The organism is Nonomuraea roseola, assembly GCF_039535395.1.
In the GTDB taxonomy this organism is placed as follows: domain Bacteria; phylum Actinomycetota; class Actinomycetes; order Streptosporangiales; family Streptosporangiaceae; genus Nonomuraea; species Nonomuraea roseola.
In genome coordinates this window covers 465361-492042 of record NZ_BAAAXC010000015.1, presented here as the reverse complement: position 1 = coordinate 492042, position 26682 = coordinate 465361, and the positions used below count along the sequence as shown (strand labels likewise).

Genomic DNA, 26682 nt, shown 5'->3' with positions numbered 1-26682 from the left:
GGCGAGGACCAAGAGGGAAACTGCGCGTCCGCCCGCGCCGGCGCGCGCGGCTTGGTGCCGCAGTGCCTCGGCCGCGACGTGGTGCATCAGACCACCTCGAAGGTGCTCATCATGGCCATGTCCTCGTGTTCGAGGTTGTGGCAGTGCAGGACGTACCGGCCCCGGTAGCCGGTGAAGCGGGTGATGATCTCCACGGTCTGCGCCTCCCGCAGCTCGACGGTGTCCTTCCACTCCGGCGGCCCGCTCGGCCGCTCGCCACCGACCGACAGCACCTGGAAGCCGGCCAGGTGCAGGTGGACGGGATGGGCGACATCGCTGGTCAGCCGCCAGATCTCGATATCACCCAGCCGCGGCTTGGCGTCGACCCTGCGAGCGTCGAACGGCTTGCCGTTGATCATCCAGCCCGTGTGGCCGTGCAGATCGCCGCTGGTGAACTGGAAGTCGCGGGTCACCGTGGCCTTGGCCGGGTCGAGCTGCTCCACGCGCGACAGCGTCTTGGGGATCGCCGAGTCGTCGCGGACGTCACGCTCGACGGTGAACCGCATCACCCTGGCCTGCGCTCCCTCGTCCAAGAGGTTGCGCAGCTCGACATGGTCGCCCACACGGTAGGCGGCGAAGTCGACCACCACGTCGGCGCGTTCGCCCGGCGCCAGCCGTACCCGCTCCAGGGTTCTCGGGGCGGCCAGCAGGCCGCCGTCACTGCCGATCTGGGTCAGCGTGCCGCCAGGCGGCAGGGCCAGCTCGTAGGTACGGGCGTTGGAGCCGTTGAGCAGCCGCAGCCGGTAGCGGGCCCGATCGACCCCCAACTGCGGCCAGGGCGCGCCGTTGACCAGGATGACATCGCCCAGCACGCCGCCCATGAACGCCTCCCGGGCGCCGGGCCCGCCGTCGCGCGCGGGGTACGGCATGGTCCCGTCGGCGGCGAAGGAGCGGTCGCAGATCATCAGCGGCACGTCCCGCTCACCCGACGGCAGCGGCAGCGCCGACTCCTCCGCGTCGCCGACCAGGAAGAACCCGGCCAGCCCCCGCCACACCTGCGGCCCGGTGTAGTCCATGCGGTGGTCGTGGTACCACAGCGTGGCCGCCCGCTGCTCCAGCGGGAACACGTAGTCGCGTCGCGCGCCAGGCTGGACCAGGTCGGTGGGATAGCCGTCGGACTCGGGCGGGGTGTGCCCGCCGTGCAGATGGGTGACGGTCGGCGCGCCCAGGTGGTTGGCGACGCGCACGACGGTCCTGCGCCCGGCGCGCGCTCTGATGGTCGGTCCGGGGAACTGCCCGCCGTACCCCCAGATCGGGGTACGGAGGCCGGGCAGGATCTCCACCTCGGCCGCGCGCTGGACGAGCTCGTAGTAGTCGGCTGAGGCATCGGACCTGTACGGCTTCGCGAGCGCGGGTATGGGCAGCGGCACCGTGAAAGGCGTCGGCAGCGGCGCGCTGCTCGCCAGCAGCCTGGGCAGCGGGGTGCTGCCGATCAGCGAGCAGCCGGTGACGCTCAGCGTCGCGCCCAGGCCGAGCAGGCGCAGCGCCTGCCGCCTTGTCATCGTCATGCCGGCACCGCGGCAGCACGGCGGTCCGACCACGCGGGAACCAGCTGGAGCAGGCTCACGCCGAACATCAGCACGCCGAGCGGGACGTGCAGAGTCTTCAGGTGGGCCATGCCCAGCGCCATCTGAGCCAACGTCATCACCAGCATGCCGACCGCGGGCAGGATGGCGCTCAAGCGCCGTGCCACCAGCGCGGCGACCAGGTGCAGCAGCACGGTGACCACCACGGCGATCGCCGAGGCGCTGTGCATCGTCCGCCCGTTGGGAGAGGAGAGCAGCAGCCCGGCGGTGACCGCCTGGAGCAGCAGGGCAACGGTCTGCAGGGTGATCGCGATACGCGTGAACATGGGTGACTTCCTCAACGGGCCGGGGGCTGGGCAACGACGGCGATGGAGATGATCAATAGGAACGCGGTCAGTGCGGACTGGGTGCGAAGAGTGTGGAACGGTTCCCACCGCTGCAGGATCTCGGCGTGTCCGGCCGGGACCGGGCCGGCGGCCCACCGCCGGAAGTGCGCGTGCAGCGGGATGTTGCCGAACACCGTGATCAGCAGAGAGGTCAGTGCCAGGACGCCCGCGCCGAGCGCCAACCGCCGCGGCCTGCCGCGACCGGCGATCGCCAGGCCGAACGAGGTGAGGATGACCAGGGCCATCGCGCTCTGCATGACCGGCTCGTTGGCCTTCTTCATCGTGGTGTGGAAGGTCAGGCGCACATCCAGCGGGACGGCCCCGAATGTGGGGATCACGTTGGCCGCGCCGTATCCGAACGCGCCCGCCAGCAGCCGGGTGGCCAGCGACGCGGCGCCATGGATGTACCTGGCTGGGGGTTCTCATGAGCCGATATCGTCGTCCAGGTGCGGGGCCCAGGGCGTCCCACCAGGGGCTCTTCTGTCCCTACGACACCAGGACCACCCAATGGGCCGATCTACGACACCAGGAGTAGCTCGGCTGTACAACACCCCACGGATGAGCGGATTTCGGGTTCGCCCGTTTCCCGGTGCTGTGCCGCTTGATCCGGGCCATGAGGCCCTCGACTGCGCCTGTGACCTCTACCTCGGAACCAACGTCAATCCCCGAAGAACCAGCGCTCGCGACCACTTGGGGTGACACCGTTCTCGGCACCTACGGGCTTCCTGCCTCGGTCGGCGAGGGCGGCGAAAGGTCAGCTGATCGGCGCCGAGCCGGGCACACTCCTCTGTCAACTGTTCCCGTCAAGGAAACGCACCAGCTCCGCAGTGACGAACCGAGGGTTCTCCTCGACGAGCCAGTGCCCTGCATGCGGCACGTCCACCGCGCGTACGATCTTGGTCATGCGCGGGGCCACTGTGGCTCGGATCGCGTCGAGCTGCCCCTGGGCGGTCATGAGCAGCGTCGGGACATGTACCGGCGCCGCTGCCGCGGTGTCGCGGACGTCTTTGCCGAGGGCGCGATAGAGCTCGAAGCCGCCCGACAGGACCTCTGGCCGGCTGTAGGTCCGTGCGTACTCGTTGATCTCGGTGTCGGTGAACGGGGACCGATCTGAGGTGCCACCGAACGCCGTTCCGCCGAACGAGACCTGGGGATAGAACAGCTCCAGGTACTCGCGGACGTCGTCGCCTACGACCGCCTCGGGGACCCGTCGCTGGGAGTGGAAGGCGATGTGCCAGCTCAGTGAGCGGTAGGTGGATGCATCGATCGCGGGCCCAGGAAGCGGCAGGTCGAAGTAGCCGAGGCGTGCGGTGTCGTCGGGGAATTGGCTGGCGTACTGGAATGCTACTGCGGCGCCGAAATCGTGGCCGACGACGGCGGCGTCCCGGATCTTGAGCCAGTCGGCGATCAACGTGTGCACGTACCGCGCCAGGGTGGCCTTGTCGTAGCCGGTCGGTGAGCCGTTGCTGTCGCCCAGTCCCGGAAGGTCGACAGCGTAGACGGTGTGGTGTTCGGCGAGTGCCGGCATGATCGGCCACCAGCCGTACCAAGTCTGGGGCCACCCGTGGATCAGCACCACCGGTGTGCCGCTGCCGCCAGTCACGTAGTGCATGCGGACGCCGTCGACATCGGCGAACTCGTGTCGGAAGGTGTTCTTGAACTCCGGGTCGTCCTGGGTGGCGACGGCGTAGGGGGCAACGTTCGACGCGGTCGGCGTGGAACAGGCTGCGGTGCCCATCGTGAGCAGGAGGGTGATCATGATGGTCGCCACCGTGCGCGCGGATCGGAGGAACTGGCGCGACAACGGCCGGGTTGTGGTCTTCATGTGTTCCTGTCCTGGAGAAGGTGGTGGGGTCAGCGTCCGGTCGTGCCGTCGATCAGTTCGCGGAGGATGTCCGCGTGGCCCGCGTGGCGGCCGGTCTCCTCGATCATGTGGGTGAGTGCCCAGCGGATGCTGGGAGCGGGGCGGTTCGACCGCGGTCGAGGGACCGGCGCGCCGAGATCGGTGCACCCGTCGAGCACGTCGTTCGCACGCTCGACCGTCTCGCGGTAGCGGGCGACGACATCGGCCACGCTGTCCTCTGGTGCGGCATGGAACGTCGCCTGCCAGTCGGTGACGTCGTCCCCGAGGAACATCGAGCGTTCGACGAAAGTCAGGTGGTTGAGCAGGCCGAGCAGGTTCGTGCCCGACGGGACCGCGGCCGTTCGCACCTCCGGTTCGGGCGCACTCTCGACCTTCGCGGCGACCGAGGCCCGGAGGTAGCCGAGGAATCGGCGCAGGATTTCAGCCTCGCTGCTCCCGGTCGAGGGCGGCGGAGTGTCGCGGCGGCGGCGCACGGTGTCCGGCATAGTGGTCTCCTCTCTTCGTGGGGTGGGGGCGGCGCTGTTCGCCGTGTCAGGCGCTTCGGCGGATGAGCAGCACGTGGTCGGTGACCTCGGCGGTGCGCCCGCCCGGCCCGGCCGCGATCCTGCGGGGTGCGTCGGCCCGCTCGACCGTCCACGTCGCCGCGTCCAGATCGATACCCGCCGCGACCTCCCGCGGGCTCAGATACCGGACGTCGGGATCCTGGTTCCACGACCACGGCGCGGTCGAACCGTGGTCGACAATCAGCAGCCGCCCATCCGGGCGCAACGCGTGCGCGGCCGAGCGCAGGACGGCCGCCCTGTCCAGGTCGAAGGGGGTGTGCAGATAGTGGGCGCAGATCAGGTCGAACTCGCCGTGCGGGAAAGACCTGCGTAGGTCGTGCCGCACGGCGGTCACGCGATCGCCCAGGCCGTGTGCGCAGGCGAGTGCCGCGAGCCGCTCGACCGCCACGGCCGAGATGTCGGCGGCGGTGACGTGCCACCCCTGTCCGGCGAGCCACAGCGCGTCACCGCCGGCGCCGCATCCGAGGTCCAGCGCGTCGCCGGGCGGCAGGGTCGTGACCGTCTCGGTGAGAGGAACATTCGGCCGCGGATCGGTGGCCGCCGGTCGCGCCGCGTACACGCCGTCCCAGAACATGACCGCATCGCTGGCCTTCATCAAGACTCCTTCCGTCGGTGTCCGCTCAGTCTCACCAGACGCGCCCCGATCTGGCACGAAATCTTGCGGTTCTGGCAAGATGGCCTCGTGGACCACGAAATGGACGAGGCGCTCGCCGCAGTGGGGCCGCGACTTCGTGCGCTGCGTCGTCACCGCGGCATCACCCTCGCCGACCTCGCCACGACAACCGGCGTGTCGGAGAGCACACTGTCCCGGCTTGAGAGCGGGCAGCGCCGGGCGACCTTGGAGTTGCTGCTGCCGCTGGCCCGTACTTACAACGTTCCGCTGGACGACCTCGTAGGCGCCCCGCGCACCGGCGACCCCCGGATCCACCTCACGCCGATCCGGAGGTTCGGGATGACCTTCGTGCCGCTGTCCCGGCGACCGGGCGGGGTGCAGGCGTTCAAAATGATCATCCCTGCCCAGCTGGAACCGCTCGTACCGACCCCGCAGACCCACGACGGCTTCGAATGGCTGTACGTGCTCAACGGACGCCTGCGGCTCATCCTCGGCGAGCGCGACCTGACGTTGCCGGCCGGTGAGGCAGCCGAGTTCGACACGTCCTTGCCACACTGGCTGGGCAGCGCCGACGGCGGCGTTGTCGAGCTTCTTATCCTGTTCGACCCGCAAGGGATGCGCACGCACATACACGCCGACCCCCATCGGCCGTCTCACGGCGGGAGCCGGCGGTGAGCTCCATGCGGCACCACCCAACGTAACCTCTGTCACTCACGGTTACTTTTCCCCGTACGCACGGACCCGGCGGGAGGGCCGTAACGGTGCGCCGCCGCAGACGCCATTCGATGGTTCGGCGGGCCTCCGCGATCTCCCGCCGGCGGCGGTTGGAGAAGGCCGGGACGGAGCCTCAAGTAGCTCTCTGGCCGACAGGATCTGCCCGGTGGAGACGTCGCGAGGAGCGGCTGCGCGCCACGTTGTTGACCCGCTGCCGGGAGGAAAGGGCCGAGCCGCCGAATCGCCAGGACCCCGTGGGGCTCCTGTCCTGCAGGCGCCACCTGCTGCCCCGGCGGCCACGCACGGCTGTCACTACATCCCGATGTCACCCTGCAAGACGAGGTCAGTGATGTGGTCGGCACAGCCCTGCGATGAGGAGTTCGACCATGTGGCGTGCGTCGTAGCGGGGGTCGCTGTCCGCGCCGATGCAGAGGTTGCCGACGCCGCGCATGAGCTCGTACGCATCGATGTCGGGGCGGATCTCGCCGGCGACGGTTGCGGCTTCGAGCAGTTCGGTGCAGACGGGTAGGAGGCGGTCGAGGAAGTAGGCGTGCAGCGCCTCGAAGTCGGAGTTGTCGGATCGCAGCACGGCAGCGAGTCCGTGCTTGGTGACCAGGAAATCGACGAAGAGGTTGATCCACTGCCCTAGTGCGGCGTGCGGTGAAGGGCTGGTCGCCAGCAGGGTTGGCCCGGCCTCGGCGCAGGCGTCGACCTGGTGCCGGTAGACGGCGATGATGAGGTCCGCTCGCGTCGGGAAGTGGCGGTAGATCGTGCCCAGCCCGACGCCGGCCTTGGCCGCGATGTCGCGTACGGGGGCGTTAACGCCTGACGTGACGAAGACCGCGGCGGCCGTCTCGAGCAGGGTTTCCTGGTTACGCCGGGCGTCCTTCCGCTTGGACGCGCCCGCCTGCCCTGTGACCTCGTTTCTGTCGTTCACCGCGTCGCTCCCTCCGCCACCGCTTGCAAAAACGGAACTGTGTTCCGTATTGTTTCGGAACGAGGTTCCGCTTTGGTCATGATGTCAGAGCGGGGCCTGGTAGCCAAGCCATGCCATGCACCACGCTTCACCCGCAATGAGGAGACACGGTCATGCAGTACCGCACTTTGGGTCGCACAGGTGTGCAGGTCAGCGCTCTCGCGCTCGGCGCCATGAACTTCGGAAAGATCGGGCGCACCACCCAGGACGAGGCCACAGCCATCGTCGACGCCGCCCTGGAGGCCGGGATCAACCTCATCGACACCGCCGACATCTACAGCGGCGGCCAGTCGGAGGAGATGGTCGGCAAAGCCATCGCGGGCCGCCGCGACGACATCGTGCTGGCCACGAAGGCGACCATGCCGATGAGCGACGAGCGCAACCATCAGGGCAGTTCGCGCCGCTGGCTGGTCACCGCGCTGGAGGACAGCCTGCGCCGCCTCGGCATCGACTGCGTCGACCTCTATCAGATCCACCGATGGGACCCGAGCACCAGCGACGAGGAGACCCTGTCGGCCCTGACCGACCTGCAACGCGCGGGAAAGATCCGCTACTTCGGCTCCTCGACCTTCCCCGCCTACCGCATCGTGCAGGCCCAGTGGGCCGCCCACGAGCACCGCCTGAGCCGCTACGTCACCGAACAGCCCAGCTACTCGATCCTGCAGCGCGGGATCGAGACCCACGTCCTGCCCGTGACCCAGCAGTACGGGCTCGGCGTGCTGGCATGGAGCCCGTTGGCCTCGGGCTGGCTGTCGGGCGCGATCCGCGAGGGCCGGGCGATCACCACCAGCCGCTCAACGTTCATGCCGCAACGCTTCGACACCACCATCCCCTCCAACCAGGCCAGGCTTGACGCCGTCGAGCAGCTGGCCGAAATCGCCGACGAGGCCGGCCTGACGATGATCCAGCTCGCGCTCGGCTTCGTGACAGCGCACCCCGCCGTGACCAGCGCGCTCATCGGCCCCCGCACGCTGGACCACCTGCACTCGCAACTCGCCGCCGCAGACACCACGCTCTCCGCCGACGTACTCGACGCCATCGACGCCATCGTCGCCCCCGGCATCGACCTCGCCGCACACGAGAAGTACGACACCCCGCCCGCTCTGCTCGACCCGTCACTGCGCCGCCGCTGATCGTCCCTGCGACAGCCTCCACACCGTCTCCCGCATGGGGCGATTGCAAGAGGGGACGACGGGCGGCGTAAGCCCTCCGGGACGTGCCGGTCCGCCAGCGGTGGGCGGCGACCAACTCGGTGTACGGGTGGCGCGCCGGCCGTCGGGCCGCGCGGTGTCCCGTGGACCGGGCGGGTCGCGATGCTGGCTCGACCAGCAGTGGCTGGATCAACAGGCACAGGCGCTGGATGAGGGGCCGGCCGGTGTCCACCGGGACTTCGTGGGCGGGCGCGACAGCGGCTAGGAGACGGCTTCCAGCGGTAGGTCGTTGCCGCGCCAGATAGCTGCCAACTCCTGAATCGGCACGTTGAGTGCCTCGCCGAGGCAGACGATCGTGCCGAATCCGGGAGAGGGCAGTCGTCCGGTCTCGATCTTGCGCAGGGTTTCCGGCGAGATGCCGGCCGCGTGCGCGACTTCCACCAGGTCGCGTCCCGCTCGCGCGTGGCGCAGCAGGGCGCCGAGACGCCTGCCGGCTTCGATCTGATCAGGTGTGAGCGGTTGGCGGACCATGCTCCCAGGATAGGGCTGGTATTACTATACCGGCAAGTGTTAAGGTGCCGGTATAACTATACCAACACCCGTGATGCGAGGTATTTCGTGATTGAACTGAAGACGCCTGCGGAGATCCAACGCATGCATGTGGCCGGGCGTTTCGTCGCCGAGGTGCTCTCCGAGGTCGGCCGGCTCGCTGACGTGGGCGTCAACCTGTTGGACCTGGAGCGCCACGTGCGCGGCATGATCAAACGGCGCGGGGCGGAGTCGTGCTACTGGGACTACGCGCCGTCTTTCGGACGCGGCCCGTTCCGCAACGTCATCTGCCTGTCGGTCAACGACGCCGTCCTGCACGGTCTACCCCACAACTACACACTGCGTGACGGCGACGTGCTCAGCGCGGACCTCGCGGTCAGCGTCGATGGCTGGGTGGCCGACTCGGCGCGCACGGTCGTCGTCGGCACTGCTGCTGAGGAGGACCTGCGGATCATCCGTGCCACCGAGGAAGCGTTGGAGGCGGCGATCGAGGTGGCACGTCCGGGCAACCGCCTGGGTGACATCTCGGCGGCCATCGGGTCGGTGGCCCGTGACTACGGCTACCCGGTCAACACCGAGTTCGGTGGCCACGGTATCGGCCGCACCATGCACGAGGGGCCCCACGTTTCCAACACGGGCCGGGCAGGGCGTGGCCTTACGCTCCGGCCGGGGCTGACCCTCGCGCTCGAACCCTGGTTCGCGCGTACGACCGGCCGGATCGTCTACGACGCCGACGGCTGGACCATCCGGTCGGCCGACGGCTCACGCACAGCCCACTCCGAGCACACGGTCGCCATCACCGAGGACGCCCCCTTGGTGCTCACCCGGCGTGAACCGGAGAACCCCGGCAACGCGGGCTGATTCCGCCAGTCGGCCATCCACAAAGGACGCCTAAGCCGCCCTGTTCAACCGATGCCGGCCTGATCGAACGGTGCTGACGACAGCATCCGCTCGTGCCGCTGACCCGACCAGTGCGTGAGAGGAAAAGGGGCGGCTGCCTGCGGTTCCCGACCTGTCGGGGGCGGTGTCGGCGACGCGTGCCAGAAGTCGTGCAGGGCGGTTGAACTGGTCATCTACTCTCGAAGCTCGTGTTCCCCCGGCTGTTGTATCTGATCTTTGTTCGTCTGATCGGCCGGCTGATGCTGCCGGCCCGGAGCGAAGTCGCCGAACCGCGGTTTCTCCGGGCGAGATATGACCTCTGGTGTGCGATGGAGTACACCTAGAACGAGCGGCGAGCTCTGAACAGTGGGAGGTTCGCAGCATGGTGACCTTGAACCAGCTGGAAGTCTTGGTGAAGGTAGTCGAGTCCAAGGGCTTCTCAGGGGCGGCGAAGTCTCTCTACATGAGCCAGCCTGCCGTGTCGAACCACATCAGGAACCTGGAGAGGTCCCTCGGGGTCCAGCTCGTCCACCGGACAAGCCATGGCGCCCGTCCCACTCCCGCAGGGGAGGTCGTGGTCGAGCACGCGCACAGGGTGTTCGAGATCCTGGACTCCTTGGAGCGCGTCGTTGCCGACTACCGCGGGCTGGAAGGCGGCCAACTGGTGCTGGCAGGCACGACCACTCTCGGCACCTACCTCCTGCCTCGCCTCCTTTCCGACTTCTCTCACCGAGCGCCCAAGGTCAGCTGCCAGATCCGCGTAGGCAACGAAGAGGCGGTCGAATCCTGGCTGCTGCGCGGAGAGGTCGCGTTGGGCCTGTGCGTCGACACTCCGCGCGATGATCAGCTGATGGCGCAGGAGATGTTCGTGGAGTCCATGGTGCTCGTGGCCGAACCTGGCTCTCCCCTCGTGGGACGGGCTCTGACCCCCGCCGACCTGGCCGATCAGCGCTTCCTCATGCGCGAGAGCGGGTCGGCGAGCCGGCGGCTCCAGGAGTCCGCGTTGCGGACATGGGGACTGGAGAGCGCCGAGCAGTGGGACATGTGGGGCCCCGACACGCTCAAGCAGGCAGTAGGCCAGGGACTCGGCATCTCGCTCCTGTCCGAACACGCCGTCCGGCAGGAGACGGAGTCAGGGAATCTGGCCGCGCTGACCGTCATCCCGGCTCCTCCGACCCGCACGGTTTCCCTGGTCAGACGGATCGACCGTGTCCTCACGCCGCCGGAGGAGGCGTTCGTGGAACTCGTGAGAACCGTCGCGGAGTGGCCCGCGTGATGGCTTTCAGTACCTGATGCAGGCGGACCGGAGGTCGGTGTAGAAGTCCCAGACGTCCGGCGAGCATTCGGGAGCGCCGAGCTGGGATGCCTTCGCTCCCATGTGCGGCAGGTGCGAGTACGCGCCCACACCAGGACGGTTCACGTGCAGCATGCCCGCCTGGAAGTCGTGCAGGGCCTGGAACATCAGGGACGGGTTCTGGGTGAAGATCGTGCCCGACATGCCGTATCGCACCGAGTTCGAGATGCGCATGGCGTCCTCGTAACCGTCGCAGTCGATGACGGAGAGCACCGGCCCGAAGACCTCCTCCTGGGCGATCTCGCTGTCCCAGGCGACATCGGTCAGGACGGTCGGCTCGACGAAGTAGCCGGGGGTGTCGAGCGTGGCCTCGTGCCCGCCGCAGGCGACCCGCGCACCCGCGGCGACCGCGCCCTCCACCGCCGTCAGGCAGGCGCGCTGCCGCTCGTCGTTGACCACCGGGCCGATGTCGGCCCATTCCTGGTCGCCGCGCCCGACCCGCATGGCCTGGACCCGCGGAACCAGGAGGTCGAGGAGTTTGTTCCGTACTGACCTCTCCACGATGATCCGGCTGGTGGCGCTGCAGCGCTGGCCGCTCTGCCCGAACGCGCCGTGAACGATGGCGTCGGCAGCCGCGTCGAGATCGGCGTCGGCCAGGACGATCAGCGCGTTCTTGCCGCCCAGTTCGAGTTGGGTGCGCATCAGCCGTCCTGCGCCGGCCCGGTTGATCGCCTGGCCTACGGGCAGGGAGCCGGTGAAGGAGATGCCGGCGACGCGCGGGTCGGCGACCAGCGCCTCGCCTGGGTCACGGTCGCCCTGCACCAGATTGAGGACGCCAGACGGCACTCCCGCGTCGGCGAAGGCCTGCACCAGCAAGGCGGAGGTCCACGGGGTCAGCGGCGACGGCTTGAGCACTGCCGTACAGCCGGCCACCAGGGCAGGGGCGACCTTCCACATGGGGATGGCCAGAGGGAAGTTCCATGGCGTGATGAGACCGACGACCCCGAGCGGACGCCGGAAGGTCATCGCCAGCGTGCGGGGCTCCTCCGCCGGAGTCGTGACACCGTTGATCCGGCGGGCCTCGCCGATCGTGAAGTCGAGGATGGCCAGCGAGCGGGATACCTCGCCCTTGCTCTCGGACAGGCGTTTGCCCTGCTCTCGCGTGATCGCCTCGGCGAACGTGTCGCCTCGCTGCTCGATCAGCCGCGCGGCGACGGTGAGGACTTTGGCCCGCTCGATCGGGCCGATCGCGTCCCACTCGGAATGCGCTGCGGTCGCGGCGTCGACGGCGGCGGTGGCGTCCTTCGCGCCTGACTCGGTGAACTCCCCGATGATGTCGTCGGTGTTCGCGGGGTTGAGGTTCGGCCGGACGGCACCGGTCTGGGACGGCAGCCATCGGCCGCCGATGTGGTTGAGCAGGTGGTCGGGACTGGGCTGGGCCATGGTGGACTCCGTCAGAGGTGAGGTTCGCGGCTTCAGTTCATGCGCACGGCGATCCGGGGAGCAGTCCCGGTTCTCGCCATGGCGACCGCGGCGTCGATGTCCGAGAGCGGGAACGACTCGGGTACGAGCGTGGCGAACAGGTCCTGCTTCGAGGTGCGCATGAGGAAGTCGACGGCTTCGGCCAGGTCGTGGACGGCGTAGTTGTGGCTGCCGATCACGCGGGACAGGTTGCGCACGAAGGCGTTCGGCTCGAAGCTGACCTTCGGTCCCGGTGACACGGAGCCGACGAGTGCCACGCGCCCGTCCAGCCCGACGATGTCCAAGGCCGACTGCACCGCCCGGCTGTTGCCTGACAGCTCGAAGACGACATCCGCGCCGAGGTCCTTCGCTGCGGCCTCCAGCGCGTCTGGGGAGCAGGCCACGGTGGCTCCGAACTTCAGCGCGAGGTCCCTACGGCCGGCGTCGACGTCGCACGCGATGACGTGCTCGGCCCCGAGGTCACGCGCGAACGCCACGGCTGTGAGCCCCAGCATTCCGCAGCCGATCACGACCACCGAGTCGCCTGCCGCGAGCTCGGCGCGTCGGGCCGCGGACACGACCGTGGCCGTGGCGCAGTTCGCCGGCGCCGCCACCTCCGCGGGCAGCGAGGTGGGCACGGGCACCAGCCCGGTGCCCGCGACGAGGTGGCAGTGGGTCGCGAGGCCGCCGTTGAGCCGCCACTGGTCCGTGATGGCCTCGTGGCCGTACTTGCGGACGCCCTCGCACTTCTGGGGAACGCCGCGGGTGCAGCGCCGGCACAAGCCGCACGACGTGCCGATCGTCCAGGTGATGCGCTGTCCGGGACGCAGCGGCTCCCCCAGGGAGGTGAGGACGTTGCCGCCGACGGCCTCGACGGTGCCGACGGCCTCGTGCCCGAGCACCGTGGGGAGCGGGGTCGGCCGGTCACCTGCGACGGTGTGCAGGTCACTGCCGCAGATGGTGGCCAGCTCGATCCGGACGAGCACCTCGCCCGGCAGCAGCCGCGGCAACGGCTGGGGCTCCACGGTGAAGCCGCGTCCGGGCCCGTCCCAGACGGCTGCCGTCGCGGCTGGGGCCTCACGTAGTCCGAGAGCTCCGCTGCTGAGTTCAGTCATGTCCGCCTCCTAGCGTCGGATGGTGAGGGCGACCAGGGCGCTGCATCCGCAGGCCACAGCCACGACGGGGAAGATGAGACTGGTGTCGCCGGTCCGGTCCATGAGAGCGCCGATCATCGGCTCGGCCGCACCGGCGAAGATGTAGGCGAAGCAGTTGACCGCGCCGGTCGCGGTGCCGGCCATGCGCTTGCCTGCGATGTCCGGGCACAGAGCCCAAAAGGAGGACTGCGGGCCGTACACGAAGAAGCCGGTGAGGAAGAGGACGACGATGCCGAACGTCGTGCCGAGCGGTGCGAGGTACATGATGAGCGCCATCACCGCGCCCAGCAGCATGAACAGGATGATGGGGCGGTCCCGCCGTGCCCCGAACAACCGGTCGGAGATCTGACCGTTGACCAGGGCGCCCACCGCCATGCCCACGGGCAGGGCGACCGAGATCCAGAGCGGGCTGATGCCGCCGACGCCCTCCTTCCAGTCCTCTCCGAGGAAGTAGACGGGGACCCAGATCAGCAGGCCGTAACGCGCGGTGTTCTGGAATCCGATGGCGATGCCGGCCGACCAGATCTTGGGGTTCCGCAGGACGGCCTTGTAGCGCTGGAACGAGGTCTCACCGGCGACCTGGTCGGCGGATTCCGCCGCCCTGTCGGCAGCGGTGGCGAAGTAGCCGACAGGCTGGGTGACACCGGCGTGCGCGGGACTGTCCCTGGCGATCAGATAGAAGGTGACACCGCCGACGAGCATGAGCAGGACCGGCACGCGGAAGATCCACTGCCAGTCCAGGTCGAGGGTGTCCACGACGATGGTCGAGGTGACGAAGGCCAGCACCGAGGCCATGCCGGCGGCGAAGGTGTAGAAGCCGAAGCTCCTACCGCGCTCGTGCGGGGCCCACCAGTTGGAGATGACCCGCCCGCCGGAGGGCCAGCCGAGGGACTGCGCGTAGCCGTTCAAGCCCCAGAACAGGCCCAGCGTCTTCGGACCTGTGGAGAAGCTGGTGAACCAGTTGAGGATGGTGGAGAGAATGGCGCCGCCCGCCATCATGCGGCGGCCGCCCCACTTGTCGGCGAGGTTGCCGTTGATCATCTGACCCGCGGCGTAGGACCACAACAGGATTCCGCTGATCGCACCCAGCGTGGCCTTGCTGAGGCCGAGGTCCTCCTCGATGCCCGGGATGGCGAAACCGAACGTCTGCCTGCCCGTGTAGAAGAAGAAGTAGCAGAACATGGCGGCCAGGAGCATGCGCCACTTGAGTCGCGCGTACTCGTGCTCCGGCAGAGGCTCGGGACTACGAGTCCCGGATATCACGTTTCCGACGTTCGACATGGTCTCTCAACCACCTTAAAAGGTGTCGGTTTCGCCGCAGGTGGGGCGGGTCTGGTGGCGGCAGGCCGCCGGGGGCGTCCCGTCAGGACGCGCTCTCCTCCTCGGCGACCAGCGTCGTGGCCACCCAGAAGGCGTCGTAGTTGTGGATGCGGGCTGGGTCACCGAACGGGGTGTCCAGCAGGTCCGGCGTAGGCAGGCGCCGGTTGATCAGGAAGGGGATCCGCAGCTCGCCCAGGGCTCCGTGTGACCGCAGCGGCGCGTCGAGCCCGCTGAGGTCGTGCCAGGCGGCGAAGCGGCCGAGAGCGGTGCCGGCCTCGGCCAGGACCACGATGTGCCCGATGCGGTCGGCCGGCAGAGAGTAACGCTCGACTGCCGCCTCACGGCCGTGCACCTCCTGGATCCCCTCGATGTCCCTGAGGGCCGCGATGGTGGCCTCATGGTCGGCGCCCTCCGGCAGGTAGACGCTCGCGAAGGAACCCAGAGCACCGTGGTGCACGGTGTACGGGTCGGTGATCGGCAGGATCACCCGCAGGCCGTTCGCCTGCGCGTCGTCGGGGATGCCGAGGATGCGGCAGACTTCGTCCTCGACGTAGACCACGCGCGGGAGGCCGACGTCGTCCGACTTGGCGCTCATGCCATGGTCGGCCGTGAGCACGACGATCGCACCGAGCTCGGCCAGCCTGCCGGCGTAGTGGTCGATCATCTCGTAGAACGCGTTCGCGGTCTCGGTACCGGGCGCGTTCTTGTGCTGGATGTAATCGGTCAACGACAGGTACATCAGGTCCGCGCCACGCGTCGCCAGGATCTCCACGCCCGCGGCGAGCGCGAACTCACTGAGATCGGCCGAGTAGACGTCCGGCAGCGGCCTGCCGGCCAGGGCCAGGACGTCGCCGATGCCGTTCTCCTCGACGGTGGCCTGGTCGGCCTTCTCCGCCGAGAAACAGATGCCGCGCCGAGACGGTGCGACGAACTCACCAGAGCCGTCCAGGGCGGGTCCCTCCTCGACGAGGCCTGCCCCCAGCAACCTGCGGAGCTTGTCCTTGGCGGTCACGACGACGACGTCAAGACCGGCCTCGTTCGCCGCGGCGAAGATGGTGGGCGCCCGCAGGAAGCGCTTGTCGTTCATCAGCACTTCTTCGCCGAGCTCGGTGTCGAAGATGTAGTTGCCGCTGATGCCGTGCACGCTCGGCGGGCGGCCCGTCGCGATGGACACGTTGTTCGGGTTGGTGAGCGCAGGCATCGCGCAGTGCGCGGGCCATGAGCTTCCCTCCCACTCAAGGACCTTGCTCAGCCAGGGCATCCGGCCGGCCGCCATGGCCTCGACGTGGTAGTCCGGCTCGCTGCCGTCAATACAGATCACCACGACGGGGCTTACGGGCTTCGCATATGTCCTGCCGTTGACGCTGAACGTCCCCGTTGTCACAAGGGCTCCTTGGTGCGTGTGAATGACTTCTGCTGTAAGCACGAGAGTGCGTGTCAGCTCCGTCGGGGAGGAACCCCTGTTTCGGTTATCGGCGCTATAAGCCCCCAGGTAGCGGTGCTTACCACTGCCGTTGACTTAGCCCGATGCCTTAAGTGGGCGTTTGATCTCTCTTCGTGGTTTCAGGCGCCTCGCCGGGTGGATTCGCCGGTGAGGCGTCGGGTCATGAGGTCGATCATGGCGATGTGGATCATGGCTGTGGAGCGTTCGTGCCGAGTCTCGTAGTCGCGGTGGAGCATCAGCGGCGCCGCCGGAGAGGCTGGCGGCGGTGAGCAGGACTGCTATCAGCAGGCCGAGGGCGTCGGTGACGATGCTGCGTTTGCGGCCGGCGGTGCCAGAACTGGTAGCGAGGTTCTGACCTGGACTTCCAGGTTCGGCTCTCGTGCTGTTTCGACTTCTGGATCTGCTGGTGGTCAGGCGGCCGATCGGGCGCTGCTGGCCGCGCTGGCCAGGCTGTTACCCGCTCGCCCTCGACTGCATCGCATCGTGACCCCCGGCGCGCTGCTCGCCTGGCGCCGCAGCTGGTCAAGAAGAAGTGGACCTACCCCGCCAAGCAGGGCCGGCCCAGTAGCGGCGACCTCTCAGCGCTTCTGCTGGCCGCGGAAGGCTGATGGCGCGACACCCACGTGCCGGGTGAACAGCCGGGTGAAATAGGCGGGATCGGGATAGCCGACCTTCCTGGCGATGAGTGCTACGGGCAGATCGGTGTCGGCCAGCAGTGCCTTCGCGCGGTCGAGGCGGCGGCGCATGAGGTAGACCGTGGGTGTGGACCCGGTCACCCGGCGAACGGCGACGGCGAGGCTGTCGCGGGAGACCGCCAGTTGGTGAGCGATCTCGCTGATCCGGACCGGGCCTTCAGCGCCGTCCAGCAGCTCCAGAGCACGTTTTCCCAGATCGTTCCGGGCCCGCCCTGGATCGGTCGACCTCCGCCTGCCCGTCCCGACCGCAGTGATCAGCGCGTGGAGGGAGCTCGCGGCCGCGACATGGCAGTCCAGCGATTCTGGCCGGGCGAGCAGTTCCAGGAGGCGGATGCAGAGGGTGTGGGTCTCGGCCGGCTCGGTCGGCTCGACGACGGGCCGAGCCGTACCCAGATAGCCGAGCTCGGCGTATCTCGCCGCGGCAGCCCCCTCGAACAGGACCCAGTATTCGTCCCAGCCGCCCGCCGAGGGGCCGTAGGAGTGGCGGACGCCGGGAGGCAGCCAGAAGAACGTTCCCGGCTGTACCTCGTGCCTGCCGGTACCGCCGTGCAGTTCCAGAAATCCCGACCCCTGAATGACGAAGACCCCCGCGTAGCAGTTCAGGACCCGGTCGCCGAGGGGCTCGGGCTGGCCCAGGATGCGACCTGCGCCGGTCACGGCGATTCCCAGCGCCCGCACCGCGCCAGGAGGCGTGCGGTAATAGGCCGCTGACTCCACGTCATCGCTCCGTCGACAATAGTCCAAGTTCCTCCGGAATCCGTGCATTGTCGCACGCCGGGACAGACCGGAGTATTCCGATATGAGCATCGGACAACTCCAGGAAACTCCGTCGGGGGTCCTCGCCTCCAACGGCTACCGGCTGGACGACGGCGCCCATCGACTTGGCCGCCTGCTGCCCGTCCCGGACGCTGAGCGCCACGACAGGGACGCCCTGCGAGGCCGGCTCACCCGCGACGGCTACCTGTACTTGCCCGGCTTCTTCGAGCGCGCCATGATCGAGGACTTTCGCCGCTACTACTTCGCCACGCTCGCCGAGAGTGGGCTGACCCTTCCGGGCACCGATCCCATCGACGGCCTGGCCGCCTCGGCCTCTGGCCTGGACCGCGCCCGGTTCCGGTCGCTGCTGTTCCAACAGATCGTTCCCGGCAGGGAGTACGAGGCACTGTGCCGGAACCCCGCGCTGGTGGCCTTCTACCAGTGGCTGCTCGGCTCCGACGAGGTCCACCTGCACCGACGGAAGATCATCCGTCATGTCGGTCCCGGCGAATCGGGCATCGGGACCGCCACTCAGGCCCACTACGACCTCGTCTACCTGCGCGAGGGCACCGACCGGGTCCTCTCCTCCTGGATCCCCTTGGGCGACTGCCCCGTCGTCCGCGGACCGCTGATCTACCTTGAGGGCAGCCATCACCGCGTCCTGGCCGACGAGGCCGAAGGCAGGCTGCGCCGTCCCGCCGCGTCGATGACCGCGAACCTGCCCGCGCTCGCTGAGGAATACGACTCCCGCTGGCTCGTCACCGACTTCGCCGCAGGCGACCTCATGGTGCACAGCCCGTTCATCATCCACGCCTCCCTGGACAACCAGGACCCCGACGGCGCCTTTCGGCTGTCGACCGACATCCGCTACCAGACCGCCTCCGAACCGATCGACGCCCGCTGGCAGAACCACTGGCACGACCAGGACGGCCTCTAGACGCTCCGCGTGCACTGCGGCCTTCTCGCCCGCCCGCCCTGCCGCTTCACGAACGCCTCTCCCGGATCGCCCGGGTGGGATGCGCCGGAGTTGACCTGGCGCCAGTTCCTCATCGTCACCGCTCATCCGACCGGTGCCTGGACGGCGCAGCAGGCGCGCAACCTGCTGATGGAACTGGGCGCCTCGAGAAGGGCGTCTGAGTCCCTGAGCGCGGAGCGCCTCGTCACGAAGTCCTTTTGGGGTTGAAGTCTTTTTGGGGTCAGCCGGTGACGACGCCGGTCAACTCGTTCGGGGGGTGCGGCAGCGAAGCGCTCTTGGTGATTGTGCCGGTGGTGAAGTCGATCGCGTGGACCTGCTTGGCCGCCGGATCGCTCACATAAACGACCTGGTCGCGGACGAAGATGTTGGGGCGGGGCTGCTGCCAGTCCAGCGGCTCCTTCCATTCCTCGAGCACCTTGATGGTTCGGGTGACCTTGCCCTCGGAGGGGTCGATCACGTGGATGGCGCCGTCCGTGCCGAGGACGAGGGCTTCGCCTTGAGGGCCGCGGGCCAATGAGCGGAAGGTGTAGCTGGCGCCTAGGTCGACCAGTGTGAGCTTGCCGGTCTCCGTGTTGATGAGGGAGATCTGGGTGGGGCGTTCCAGTTCGGCGTCCTTGTCCTTCTTGTAGTCGCCCAGGACGATCGGCGACACGCCGGAGCCGGACTGGTTGCCGATGCGGCCGTACTCGTCGGGACTGTCGATCTTGGTGATCTTGCCGTCCTTGTAGACGAGCACGCCGTTCTCGCAGCCGATCACGACGGCCTCGTCCTTGGCCGTGGCCTCGCCGTGGACGCCGGGGCAGTCCTCGCTGCGGGTGATCTCCTTGCGGTCCCTGTCGAGGACGAAGATGCCCGTGCGCTTCTCCTCGGTGCCGAGGGTGACGACGAGTTCGCCGTTCTCGAGCTGGATCGCGACCCCATGGTGCGGCGAGGCCGCCCGGTACGTCTCGCCCTTGGGCAGCCCGGCGGCCAGCTCGTCCGGGTCGAAGACGACGACCTCGCCGGTGCCGTCGGAGAACAGGACGGTGACGCCGCCGTGCCGGACCACGTGGCCCGGCTTGGCACCCTTGAACTCGTCGGCCTTCAGCGTGGCCGAGGCGGCGTCGAGGACGCGGAACCCGGTGGAGGTCGACACCAGGACGTGCCGCTCGTCGCCCGCCGGATTGACGCGGTTGTATCCGGTGAGGGGGATGTCCTGGACGAGTTCGAGGCTCTGGCCGTCGAGGACGTACAGGCCGCCGTCGTAGGTCATGACGACGGGGTTCGTCACTGCTTTCTGTGCGGCCTGGGTGGAGGGGGCCGCCGCGGGCTCCGCGGTGGCGGGGGCCGCCGCGGGCTGCTGCGCTCCGCAGGCGGTGAGCAGGAGGCCTGCTGCGAGGAGTGCGGTTGTCCGGGACCGGACGCTCATGTGTCATGCGCCTTTCTGATAGCTGACAAGCGGTTCAGTGCAGGTCTGTCGAGGGGGTTCAGCGCAGGCCGTCGGTCATGGCCTTGGTGTTGGTGCGGACCATCTCGAGGTACGTGGCCGCGCCCGGCGACCTGCGGCTCAGCGATTCCGAGAACAGGGGGACGACCTTGACGTCCACGCCCGCCTCGGAGGCGAGCACCTGGGCGAGCCGGTCGGGCTGGGAGGAGTCGGCGAAGATCGCCTTGACGCCGGTACGGCGGATCGCGTCCCTGAGCGACTTCAGGTCCGAGGCGCTCGGGGAGGCCAGCGTGGTGCCGCTGGGGATCACGGCTCCGACGACCTCGAAGCCGTACCGCTGGGCGAAGTAGCCGAAGACGTGATGGTTGGTGACCAGGTGGCGGGACTCGGGCGGGATGGTGGCGACCTGCTCCTCGACCCAGGAGTCCACTTGCTCGACCTGGTCCCGGTACTTCGCGGCGCCCGACCGTACGGCGGTGGCGTCCACACCGTCCACGTGTGCCACGACCTGCTCCGCGATCAGGTTCACGGCCTTGGCCACGCGCTGCGGATCGGTCCAGAAATGGGGGTCGGGCCGGCCCGCCGTCTCACCGGAGGATGCGGCGAACCGGATCGGATCGACGCCCTCCCCGACCGCCAGCGCGGGTACCCCGGACCGCTTGGCGGCCTCGACGTTGCGCAGGACGCCTTCTTCCAGGCCGAGCCCGTTGTAGACGAGCAGGTCGGCGTCCTCAATGAGCGCCGCCTCCTTGGCGGAGACGCCGAACGAATGCGGGTCGGAATCCGGCTTCATGAGCACGGTCACCTCGGCCTCCCCGCCGACGACCGCTTTCGTGACGTCGCCGAGGATGTTGGTGGTGACGACCACCGTGGGCCCGCGGTCCGCGGCGCTGGCGCATCCGGCCACCGCCACGAGCACGATTGCCGCCGCGATCCGGAACAGCGCGGTCATCGGCCGGTCTCCGTCATGTGGGCGGGGACGAAGCCGGGGCGGAACGTGCGTGCGCGGCGCAGGGCGTCGTTGTAGTCGATCTCGTGGATCACCTGGCCCGCCGGGTCGTTGACGTAGGCGCGGGCGGTGTCCGTCTGGATGGTCGGCGAGCCCGTCGGCGGGGTCTCGAAGAGCCTGGTCTCGGCGGTCTGCTTTCCGGTGACGGAGTCGTGGGCGCGCAGTACGCCGTCCGCGCCCAGTGACACCACCGGCGTGTCCTCTCCGGTGGCGCTCACCGCCACCACGGGACCGGTCCGCAGCCTCCGCCACACCCTGTCGGCGACGTCCAGCACCCAGACCCCGGCGTCGCCGGCCTTCGCGGCCAGCGTCGAGCTCCCGGGACGGTGCCGGAACGCCGTCACGCGCTCGCCGGCCGCCGTCTTGCGCGGGTATCGGATCTTCACGCCCTCGAACTCCCCTTCCTTCTCGGCGACCAGCAGGGCGCCGTCGGCGCACCCGAAGACCACGCCGCGCCGGGTCACCGCCGTTCCCGCCGCATCCGGGCAGTTCCCGACGGCGGCTCCCGCCTCGCCGGTCCGCGTTCTGACGCGCACGCCGCCGCCGTCCTCGGCGACCAGCAGGCGGTCCCGGTACGGCACCGCGGCCGCGGCCCCGGCGATCCGGCCCATCTCGGCCAGTTCGCCCTTCTCCATGCGGGCGCGGTCGTAGAGCGTGACCGTGCCGTCGGCGGACCGGACGGCGGTGACCGCCGGATCCGCGGCCACCTCGTACGGCGCCGTCCCGGCGATCACGCCGAGATCGCGCGTCGCGGCCCGGTAGTAGTGCATGTGGTCACCGTGATCGACGGTCCAGCCGCCGCTGTCGACGACCCTCAGCCCGCCCGCGCCCGTGGTGAGGTAGGCGAACCGGCCGTCGCCGGTGGCCTCCCGCACGCCGGCGACGTCGGCGACCGCGGTGGCCCGCTCGGTGAGCAGGTCGAACACGTGCGCCTGCGCCCCGTCGGCCAGGACGAGGCGGTACTGCGGCTCGGCCGTCTCCTCGGCGCCCTCGACGTACCCGTGCGGGACAGCCTCCCGCTCGGCACCCCCCGACACGGCCGCCTCCTGCTCGGTGCCGCCGGACGCGACCGCCTCGTCCGTGCCGCCTTCACGTGGGGCGCAGCCCGCGAGGAGGACCCCCGCCAAAACCCCCGCGACCATCCGGTACGCCCTCAACTCGCCGCCCCCTCGAGCCGGACCGGCCGCCGACGCAGCAGGTCGCCCAGGGCGGACAGGAAGAACGCCCCCACGGCCACGGCCGCGATGGTGGCGCCCGCCGCCGTGGCCGCGTGCCACGACACGATCAGCCCGATCACGGTCGAGGCGATCCCGATCAGCGCCGCGCCGAGCATGATCGTCGGGATGCGGCGGGACCACAGTGCCGCGGCGGCGGGCGGCCCGATCAGCAGCCCGAACACCAGCAGCGTGCCGACGATGTGGAACGAGGCCACGATCGCCAGCGTGACCAGCGCGAGCAGCAGCACATGGGCCACCCGGGGACGCATCCCCAGCGTGTGCGCCTTGCGCGGGTCGAAGGCGAGCGCGACGAACAGCCGGTGCCCGAGCACCGCCACCCCGGCCGTGACGGCGAGCGCCAGGCCGAGCCCGGCCAGGTCGCGCCCGCCGACCGCGAGTACGTCGCCGAACAGGAACGCGGTCAGGTCCACCGCGAAGGACTGGGAGTGCGAGACCACGATCACGCCCAGGGACAACATCCCGGCGAAGAGCAGACCGATGCTGGTGTCCTGCGTCAACCGGGCGGACCGGCTGAGCACGCTCACCCCGAACGCCATCCCGCCCGCGCTCAGCAGCGCGCCGATCAGCACGTTCACTCCGGCCAGCGACGCGAGCGCCACTCCCAGCAGCATCCCGTGCGACATCGCGTCGCCCAGGAAGGCCATGCCGCGCAGCACGACCCACGTCCCGGCCAGCGCGCAGAGCAGCGACACCAGGATTCCGGCCCATAGCGCTTGCCGGACAAATGACACCTGAAAGGGATCAAGCAACCAATCCATGACTCAGGACTCTACAATGAAAACCGTTGTCATTTTCAAGGGAGGCTTCATGACGGGCGAGACGTTGGGCGAGATGACGGGTGAAACAGTGAGCGGGAACGCGGTCGTGATCAGCGAGGTCACGGCGGGTTATGGCCGCACAACGGTCCTGCGCGGGCTCTCGGCCCGGTTGCCCCGCTGCGGCGTGACCGCCGTCGTAGGCCCGAACGGCTCGGGCAAGTCGACGCTGCTGGGCGTGCTGGCCGGCACCGTACGCCCGTCGCGGGGCACCGTCGAGCACGCCGCCCCCGGCCGCCCCGGCTACGTGGTCCAGCGCGACGCGGTCTCCGACGCCATGCCGATCACCGTGCGCGACACGGTGGCCATGGGCCGCTGGGCGCTGCGCGGCCCGTGGCGGCGACTCACGGCGCAGGACTGGTCGATCGTCGACGCCTGTATGGCCATGCTGGACGTCACCCCGCTGGCCGCCCGCCACCTGAGCACGCTGTCAGGCGGCCAGCGCCAGCGTGTCCTGCTGGCGCAGGGGCTCGCCCAGGAGCCCGCCCTGCTCCTGCTGGACGAGCCCACGACCGGCCTGGACATGAACGCCAAGCACCACATCACGTCCGTCCTCGACCGGGAGAAGGCGCGCGGCGTCACGATCGTGCACGCCACGCACGACCTGACCGCTGCCATGCGCGCCGACCACTGCCTCCTCCTCGACGGGGGCCGGCTGGTCGCGGAGGGCCCGCCCGAGTCCGTCCTGACGCCGCGGACGCTCGAGCGGGTATTCGAGTACGCGGTCCGACCCACAGACGCCGCGCCCCGAACTGCAGAAGCCAAGCCCTGATCTACGGACGCCGGGCCTGTGAGCGGCCAGGCGCATGCTGCCGCCGTGCTTGCGACTGAAAGGCTGCGTCCTGATCAGCACGTTCAGGCCGGTGCAGTCCATGAACGACACCTGCGGGGCGAGACCCGCGGATTGGGCACCCGGCTCGGCCGCGCAGGCCGCGACGGGGAAAGCGACGGTGACGCGCTCGGGGGGTCCTCAGGTCCCGTGCGATGGCGGGCGGTCCCGGCGGCGGGATCGCCCGCACCACGTCACCCCGTCCGCGGGTCAGCCCGCGGCCAGAGCCTTCACGTCCGCGGTGGTCAGGGTCTTCCCCCCGATACCCCAGTCACCGCTCTTGACCTCCTCGATGACGACCCAGGTCACCGAACGCATGTTCTCGCCCTCGATGCTGACCATGGCGTCGGTCAGTTTCGTGACCATCTCGGCCTTCTGGGCCTCGGTGAAGACGTCCTCGATGATCTTGACGTTGATGAGTGGCATGATTCCTCCCCGTTGTTCTGCACGACATGGTGAGGGGAGCGGGTGACCCGTCAGCCGAACTTCATGGTGACGCTGTGCTCCACGTCGACCAGGAACACCACGCGCTCCTCATCCCGCGGATACGGCCGGCCTGTGTACTTCACCGACATCCTGCGTATATGGCCAGTCTCACACGAGAATGACCGGATGCCACGTACTGCGACACCATGGGGCATCGTCGCCTTCGGCACGCCGCTGGACGGGGGCGGCACGCGGGCCGTCCTGGAGTTCCTCTCCCCGCTGGATGAGGCGTGGGCCTCGGAGGTCGCGCGCCAGTGGCGGGAGGGCGTGGGCGACGCCGCCCTTGACGAGGTACGGCACGCGGCCGCAGCGGTCGACGCCGAGTACCGGGCGCGGCTGCCTGGTGGGACGGCATCGACCTGAACGCCGTAGGGTCGGCAGCGTGGACCTGCTCATCCGCGACGCGACCCTGCGAGCCCGTCCTGGCCGCTGGATGCTCACCGCCGACGCCGGCGTCCTGACCGCGGTGACCCCTGAGGACCGTGACGCGCCTGGCGATGCCGTCCAGGTGATCGACGCCGAAGGGCACCTGGTCACCGAGCCGTTCGCCGACGCCCATCTGCACCTGTGCAAGGTCCACACGCTCGACCTGGCAGGCTCGCACGCGCTCGAGGCCTACACCGAGGGCACGATGGGCGCGGCGATGGACGCGATCGAGACCGCCGCCGCCGTCAAGCGCGAGCAGACCACCGCCGCCGTCCTCGAGCGCGCCAGGCGGGCGCTGACCGAGTCGGTACGGCATGGCGTCCGCGTCGTCCAGGCGTTCGCCGACGTGGACCCTGACGCCGGGCTCACCGGGGTGGAGGCACTGCTGGCGCTGCGCGATGAGTTCCGTGATCTGGTCGAGGTGCGCGTCGTCGCCTTCCCTCAGGACGGCCTGCTGCGCCGTCCTGGCACCGAGGAACTGATCGCCGAGGCGGTACGGCTGGGCGCCGACGTCGTGGGCGGCATCCCGTGGATCGAGTACACCGACGCCGACGCGGCCGAGCACGTGCGCCGTATGGTCGATCTCGCCCGCCGTACGGGAAGGCGGGTGGCGATGCTGGTCGACGACGCGGGCGATCCCGGGCTGCGCACCACCGAGATGCTCGCCTGCGCGCTGCTGGCCACCGGTGTGCGCGGCAGCGCCCAGCATGCCCGCGCGATGGCGCTCTACCCCGAGCCCTACCTGCGCAGGCTGATCGGGCTGTGCCGTAGGGCGGGCCTGGGGTTCGTCAGCGATCCGCACACGGGCCCGCTGCACCTGCCGGTCTTCACCCTCGCCGACGCCGGGCTGCCGGTGGCGCTCGGGCAGGACGACATCGAGGACGCCTACTACCCTTTCGGCCGCCACAACCTGCTGGAGGTGGCGTTCCTGGCGGCGCACCTGCTGGAGGCGCGCGCCGACGCCCACCTCGACCGGCTGTTCGACATGGTGACGGTGGACGCGGCCCGCGTGCTCGGCCGCCCGGCGCGCCGCCTCGTCCCCGGCGCGCCCGCCGATCTGGTCGTCCTGGAGGGTCGGACGGTCAGGGAGGCCCTCACCCTGCACGCCGCGCCGCGCCACGTCGTCGTCGGCGGGCGGGTGGTCGCGAGCACGAGCACGAGGACGGAGTTCCAGCCGCCGTGCCGTTGACAGGTCTGCCGACCAAGCGCATGCGGCGTCATCTTCGGCACAGCACGGCGGCGCGGCAGGCGTTCCAGGTGCTGACCGTCGCGCCGCCCAACAGCGCCTCCAGGGCCTCGCCGGCTCAGACCAGAGTGCTCCAGCCCAGAACCGATGAGCGATCAAGGTAGCGATACCGAGGAACCAGAGGGTCAGGGCCAGCGTGTGGTAGTCGGCCGAGGACGACGCCTGAGGTGACGCCAGCCTGAAAGCCGAGCCAGAATCACCGGCCGAACCGAGCCCCGGCCAGCAGGGCGACGCCCACGGTGGTGACGACGGCGAAGCCGGCGATGCCCAACATGGGCCACGGCGATGAGCAAGAGCATGCCGCCCCTGGCGAGATCGGGTGCCAGCACCCGCGTGCCGGGGGCGGCCCGGGTGACGGTCATGCGAGCGTGCCCTGCGGGTCGTCGCCGAAGTCGAGGGCGAATCCATCGGTGGCCAGCTCGGTCAGGAACCGTTCAGGGTCCACGAGCTGCTCGATGTGGGCGGCCCCGGGCGGCAGGCCGGGGAGGTGGCAGATGAGCAGGGCGGCGGTACGTCCGGTGGCGCGGCTTTGCCGCCGCCCGGTGAAGGATGCCTGGACCGTGCCGCAACGCACCGTCACGGCGAATCCGTCCCCGCCGACGTGGGCCGTGCTCAGCGCGCTGAGCAGCAGGCGACGGACCCGGGGGCGGTGGAGCAGGCGGGCGACGGCCGGCCGTCCAGCCACCGACAGCAGCCGGGTGACGAGGCGGGAGTCCAGGCACAGACCCGTACGGGCCGAGGTGACGCCGAGGGTGCCGGTCAGGGTGTATTGGTCGGAGAATGGGAAGCGGTGCACGGTGCGCTCGCCATACGGTTCCGGGAAGCGCATCGTCCACGAGCCCTCGAG

The 26682-nt window shown here is 69.4% G+C and carries 27 protein-coding genes; 8 read left to right on the top strand and 19 right to left on the bottom strand.

Going from position 1 to position 26682, the window contains the following annotated elements:
• Nucleotides 1-86: 86 nt before the first annotated feature.
• The 6 genes from ABFX55_RS25390 to ABFX55_RS25365 form a co-directional block, all read right to left on the bottom strand.
• Complete coding sequence (locus ABFX55_RS25390; protein WP_346124941.1) at nucleotides 87-1547, bottom strand: multicopper oxidase family protein; 1461 nt, start codon at nucleotides 1545-1547, stop codon at nucleotides 87-89.
• The gene (locus tag ABFX55_RS25385) at nucleotides 1544-1891 is read right to left on the bottom strand and encodes a hypothetical protein (RefSeq protein WP_346124939.1); all 348 of its coding nucleotides are present in this window, start codon (nucleotides 1889-1891) and stop codon (nucleotides 1544-1546) included. Before ABFX55_RS25385 ends, ABFX55_RS25390 begins: the two co-directional genes overlap by 4 nt.
• Nucleotides 1892-1902: 11 nt before the next feature.
• Entirely contained in the window at nucleotides 1903-2289 is a 387-nt protein-coding gene (locus ABFX55_RS25380; protein ID WP_346124937.1) for an anthrone oxygenase family protein, read from the bottom strand.
• 452 nt (nucleotides 2290-2741) lie between these two features.
• Complete coding sequence (locus ABFX55_RS25375; RefSeq protein WP_346124935.1) at nucleotides 2742-3755, bottom strand: alpha/beta fold hydrolase; 1014 nt, start codon at nucleotides 3753-3755, stop codon at nucleotides 2742-2744.
• Between the two features lie 50 nt (nucleotides 3756-3805).
• Entirely contained in the window at nucleotides 3806-4300 is a 495-nt protein-coding gene (locus tag ABFX55_RS25370) for a DinB family protein (protein WP_346124933.1), read from the bottom strand.
• A gap of 46 nt (nucleotides 4301-4346) precedes the next feature.
• Nucleotides 4347-4973: an SAM-dependent methyltransferase gene (locus tag ABFX55_RS25365; RefSeq protein ID WP_346124931.1), complete on the bottom strand. Its 627-nt coding sequence runs from the start codon at nucleotides 4971-4973 to the stop codon at nucleotides 4347-4349.
• Between the two features lie 99 nt (nucleotides 4974-5072).
• On the opposite strand from ABFX55_RS25365, the gene ABFX55_RS25360 reads away from it, so the two are divergent.
• Nucleotides 5073-5666, top strand: a complete 594-nt coding sequence (locus tag ABFX55_RS25360) for a helix-turn-helix domain-containing protein (RefSeq protein WP_379479112.1) — start codon at nucleotides 5073-5075, stop codon at nucleotides 5664-5666.
• Between the two features lie 382 nt (nucleotides 5667-6048).
• Here the strand turns inward: ABFX55_RS25360 and ABFX55_RS25355 are convergent, their stop codons facing one another.
• Nucleotides 6049-6642, bottom strand: a complete 594-nt coding sequence (locus ABFX55_RS25355; RefSeq protein ID WP_346124927.1) for a TetR/AcrR family transcriptional regulator — start codon at nucleotides 6640-6642, stop codon at nucleotides 6049-6051.
• Nucleotides 6643-6794: 152 nt separating this feature from the next.
• Here ABFX55_RS25355 and ABFX55_RS25350 point away from each other — a divergent pair, with 152 nt between their 5' ends.
• A complete protein-coding gene (locus tag ABFX55_RS25350) occupies nucleotides 6795-7814 on the top strand; it encodes an aldo/keto reductase (RefSeq protein ID WP_346124925.1) in 1020 nt (339 codons plus the stop codon).
• Between the two features lie 279 nt (nucleotides 7815-8093).
• Here the strand turns inward: ABFX55_RS25350 and ABFX55_RS25345 are convergent, their stop codons facing one another.
• Nucleotides 8094-8363, bottom strand: coding sequence for a helix-turn-helix domain-containing protein (locus ABFX55_RS25345; RefSeq protein ID WP_346124923.1), 270 nt, complete (start codon nucleotides 8361-8363; stop codon nucleotides 8094-8096).
• A gap of 87 nt (nucleotides 8364-8450) precedes the next feature.
• On the opposite strand from ABFX55_RS25345, the gene map reads away from it, so the two are divergent.
• Together map and ABFX55_RS25335 are read left to right on the top strand one after the other, a co-directional pair.
• On the top strand, nucleotides 8451-9242 hold the full coding sequence (gene map, locus ABFX55_RS25340; RefSeq protein ID WP_346124921.1) for a type I methionyl aminopeptidase: 792 nt from the start codon (nucleotides 8451-8453) through the stop codon (nucleotides 9240-9242).
• A 409-nt stretch (nucleotides 9243-9651) separates the two neighbouring features.
• Complete coding sequence (locus tag ABFX55_RS25335; RefSeq protein ID WP_346124920.1) at nucleotides 9652-10536, top strand: LysR substrate-binding domain-containing protein; 885 nt, start codon at nucleotides 9652-9654, stop codon at nucleotides 10534-10536.
• A gap of 6 nt (nucleotides 10537-10542) precedes the next feature.
• Here the strand turns inward: ABFX55_RS25335 and ABFX55_RS25330 are convergent, their stop codons facing one another.
• The 5 genes from ABFX55_RS25330 to ABFX55_RS25310 all read right to left on the bottom strand — a co-directional run bounded on the left by ABFX55_RS25330 (nucleotide 10543) and on the right by ABFX55_RS25310 (nucleotide 17345).
• The gene (locus ABFX55_RS25330) at nucleotides 10543-11997 is read right to left on the bottom strand and encodes an aldehyde dehydrogenase family protein (RefSeq protein ID WP_346124918.1); all 1455 of its coding nucleotides are present in this window, start codon (nucleotides 11995-11997) and stop codon (nucleotides 10543-10545) included.
• Between the two features lie 32 nt (nucleotides 11998-12029).
• Nucleotides 12030-13130, bottom strand: a complete 1101-nt coding sequence (locus ABFX55_RS25325; RefSeq protein ID WP_346124916.1) for a zinc-binding dehydrogenase — start codon at nucleotides 13128-13130, stop codon at nucleotides 12030-12032.
• Between the two features lie 9 nt (nucleotides 13131-13139).
• Nucleotides 13140-14450, bottom strand: coding sequence for an MFS transporter (locus ABFX55_RS25320; protein WP_346124914.1), 1311 nt, complete (start codon nucleotides 14448-14450; stop codon nucleotides 13140-13142).
• An 82-nt stretch (nucleotides 14451-14532) separates the two neighbouring features.
• A complete protein-coding gene (gene phnA, locus ABFX55_RS25315) occupies nucleotides 14533-15873 on the bottom strand; it encodes a phosphonoacetate hydrolase (protein WP_346124913.1) in 1341 nt (446 codons plus the stop codon).
• A gap of 638 nt (nucleotides 15874-16511) precedes the next feature.
• The gene (locus ABFX55_RS25310) at nucleotides 16512-17345 is read right to left on the bottom strand and encodes a helix-turn-helix transcriptional regulator (RefSeq protein ID WP_346124911.1); all 834 of its coding nucleotides are present in this window, start codon (nucleotides 17343-17345) and stop codon (nucleotides 16512-16514) included.
• Between the two features lie 82 nt (nucleotides 17346-17427).
• On the opposite strand from ABFX55_RS25310, the gene ABFX55_RS25305 reads away from it, so the two are divergent.
• Entirely contained in the window at nucleotides 17428-18321 is an 894-nt protein-coding gene (locus ABFX55_RS25305; RefSeq protein ID WP_346124909.1) for a phytanoyl-CoA dioxygenase family protein, read from the top strand.
• Between the two features lie 259 nt (nucleotides 18322-18580).
• Here ABFX55_RS25305 and aztD read toward each other — a convergent pair whose 3' ends face one another.
• From aztD to aztB, 4 genes are read right to left on the bottom strand one after another with little or no spacing between them, the layout of a single operon-like run.
• Complete coding sequence (gene aztD, locus ABFX55_RS25300) at nucleotides 18581-19768, bottom strand: zinc metallochaperone AztD (RefSeq protein WP_346124907.1); 1188 nt, start codon at nucleotides 19766-19768, stop codon at nucleotides 18581-18583.
• 58 nt (nucleotides 19769-19826) lie between these two features.
• Nucleotides 19827-20738, bottom strand: a complete 912-nt coding sequence (gene aztC / locus ABFX55_RS25295; RefSeq protein WP_346124905.1) for a zinc ABC transporter substrate-binding protein AztC — start codon at nucleotides 20736-20738, stop codon at nucleotides 19827-19829.
• A complete protein-coding gene (locus ABFX55_RS25290) occupies nucleotides 20735-21937 on the bottom strand; it encodes a hypothetical protein (protein ID WP_346124903.1) in 1203 nt (400 codons plus the stop codon). The genes aztC and ABFX55_RS25290 overlap by 4 nt, the downstream gene beginning before the upstream one ends.
• Nucleotides 21938-21948: 11 nt before the next feature.
• Complete coding sequence (gene aztB, locus ABFX55_RS25285; protein WP_346124902.1) at nucleotides 21949-22791, bottom strand: zinc ABC transporter permease AztB; 843 nt, start codon at nucleotides 22789-22791, stop codon at nucleotides 21949-21951.
• Between the two features lie 49 nt (nucleotides 22792-22840).
• Between aztB and aztA the strand changes: the two genes are divergently transcribed.
• Nucleotides 22841-23620: a zinc ABC transporter ATP-binding protein AztA gene (aztA, locus tag ABFX55_RS25280; RefSeq protein WP_346124900.1), complete on the top strand. Its 780-nt coding sequence runs from the start codon at nucleotides 22841-22843 to the stop codon at nucleotides 23618-23620.
• Between the two features lie 267 nt (nucleotides 23621-23887).
• On the opposite strand, the gene ABFX55_RS25275 is transcribed toward aztA, so the two are convergent.
• Nucleotides 23888-24103, bottom strand: coding sequence for a tautomerase family protein (locus ABFX55_RS25275; RefSeq protein WP_346124898.1), 216 nt, complete (start codon nucleotides 24101-24103; stop codon nucleotides 23888-23890).
• Nucleotides 24104-24289: 186 nt separating this feature from the next.
• On the opposite strand from ABFX55_RS25275, the gene ABFX55_RS25270 reads away from it, so the two are divergent.
• Nucleotides 24290-24526 (top strand): hypothetical protein, encoded by a 237-nt coding sequence (locus ABFX55_RS25270; RefSeq protein ID WP_346124896.1) that lies wholly within the window; start codon nucleotides 24290-24292, stop codon nucleotides 24524-24526.
• A 19-nt stretch (nucleotides 24527-24545) separates the two neighbouring features.
• Nucleotides 24546-25778, top strand: a complete 1233-nt coding sequence (locus ABFX55_RS25265; RefSeq protein ID WP_346124894.1) for an amidohydrolase family protein — start codon at nucleotides 24546-24548, stop codon at nucleotides 25776-25778.
• A 415-nt stretch (nucleotides 25779-26193) separates the two neighbouring features.
• Here the strand turns inward: ABFX55_RS25265 and ABFX55_RS25255 are convergent, their stop codons facing one another.
• Nucleotides 26194-26631 (bottom strand): hypothetical protein, encoded by a 438-nt coding sequence (locus ABFX55_RS25255; protein WP_346124892.1) that lies wholly within the window; start codon nucleotides 26629-26631, stop codon nucleotides 26194-26196.
• Between the last annotated feature and the right edge of the window lie 51 nt (nucleotides 26632-26682).

What these genes read in the sequence shown, in the direction of transcription:
- ABFX55_RS25290 (WP_346124903.1), bottom strand. Translation starts at nt 21,937, where the DNA reads ATGGTCGCGGGGGTTTTGGCGGGGGTCCTCCTCGCGGGCTGCGCCCCA.
- aztB (WP_346124902.1), bottom strand. Translation starts at nt 22,791, where the DNA reads ATGGATTGGTTGCTTGATCCCTTTCAGGTGTCATTTGTCCGGCAAGCG.
- ABFX55_RS25385 (WP_346124939.1), bottom strand. Translation starts at nt 1,891, where the DNA reads ATGTTCACGCGTATCGCGATCACCCTGCAGACCGTTGCCCTGCTGCTC.
- aztA (WP_346124900.1), top strand. Translation starts at nt 22,841, where the DNA reads ATGACGGGCGAGACGTTGGGCGAGATGACGGGTGAAACAGTGAGCGGG.
- ABFX55_RS25275 (WP_346124898.1), bottom strand. Translation starts at nt 24,103, where the DNA reads ATGCCACTCATCAACGTCAAGATCATCGAGGACGTCTTCACCGAGGCC.
- ABFX55_RS25305 (WP_346124909.1), top strand. Translation starts at nt 17,428, where the DNA reads ATGAGCATCGGACAACTCCAGGAAACTCCGTCGGGGGTCCTCGCCTCC.
- ABFX55_RS25330 (WP_346124918.1), bottom strand. Translation starts at nt 11,997, where the DNA reads ATGGCCCAGCCCAGTCCCGACCACCTGCTCAACCACATCGGCGGCCGA.
- ABFX55_RS25390 (WP_346124941.1), bottom strand. Translation starts at nt 1,547, where the DNA reads ATGACGATGACAAGGCGGCAGGCGCTGCGCCTGCTCGGCCTGGGCGCG.
- aztD (WP_346124907.1), bottom strand. Translation starts at nt 19,768, where the DNA reads ATGAGCGTCCGGTCCCGGACAACCGCACTCCTCGCAGCAGGCCTCCTG.
- ABFX55_RS25270 (WP_346124896.1), top strand. Translation starts at nt 24,290, where the DNA reads ATGCCACGTACTGCGACACCATGGGGCATCGTCGCCTTCGGCACGCCG.
- ABFX55_RS25325 (WP_346124916.1), bottom strand. Translation starts at nt 13,130, where the DNA reads ATGACTGAACTCAGCAGCGGAGCTCTCGGACTACGTGAGGCCCCAGCC.
- ABFX55_RS25360 (WP_379479112.1), top strand. Translation starts at nt 5,073, where the DNA reads ATGGACGAGGCGCTCGCCGCAGTGGGGCCGCGACTTCGTGCGCTGCGT.
- ABFX55_RS25320 (WP_346124914.1), bottom strand. Translation starts at nt 14,450, where the DNA reads ATGTCGAACGTCGGAAACGTGATATCCGGGACTCGTAGTCCCGAGCCT.
- ABFX55_RS25365 (WP_346124931.1), bottom strand. Translation starts at nt 4,973, where the DNA reads ATGAAGGCCAGCGATGCGGTCATGTTCTGGGACGGCGTGTACGCGGCG.
- ABFX55_RS25345 (WP_346124923.1), bottom strand. Translation starts at nt 8,363, where the DNA reads ATGGTCCGCCAACCGCTCACACCTGATCAGATCGAAGCCGGCAGGCGT.
- aztC (WP_346124905.1), bottom strand. Translation starts at nt 20,738, where the DNA reads ATGACCGCGCTGTTCCGGATCGCGGCGGCAATCGTGCTCGTGGCGGTG.
- ABFX55_RS25370 (WP_346124933.1), bottom strand. Translation starts at nt 4,300, where the DNA reads ATGCCGGACACCGTGCGCCGCCGCCGCGACACTCCGCCGCCCTCGACC.
- ABFX55_RS25350 (WP_346124925.1), top strand. Translation starts at nt 6,795, where the DNA reads ATGCAGTACCGCACTTTGGGTCGCACAGGTGTGCAGGTCAGCGCTCTC.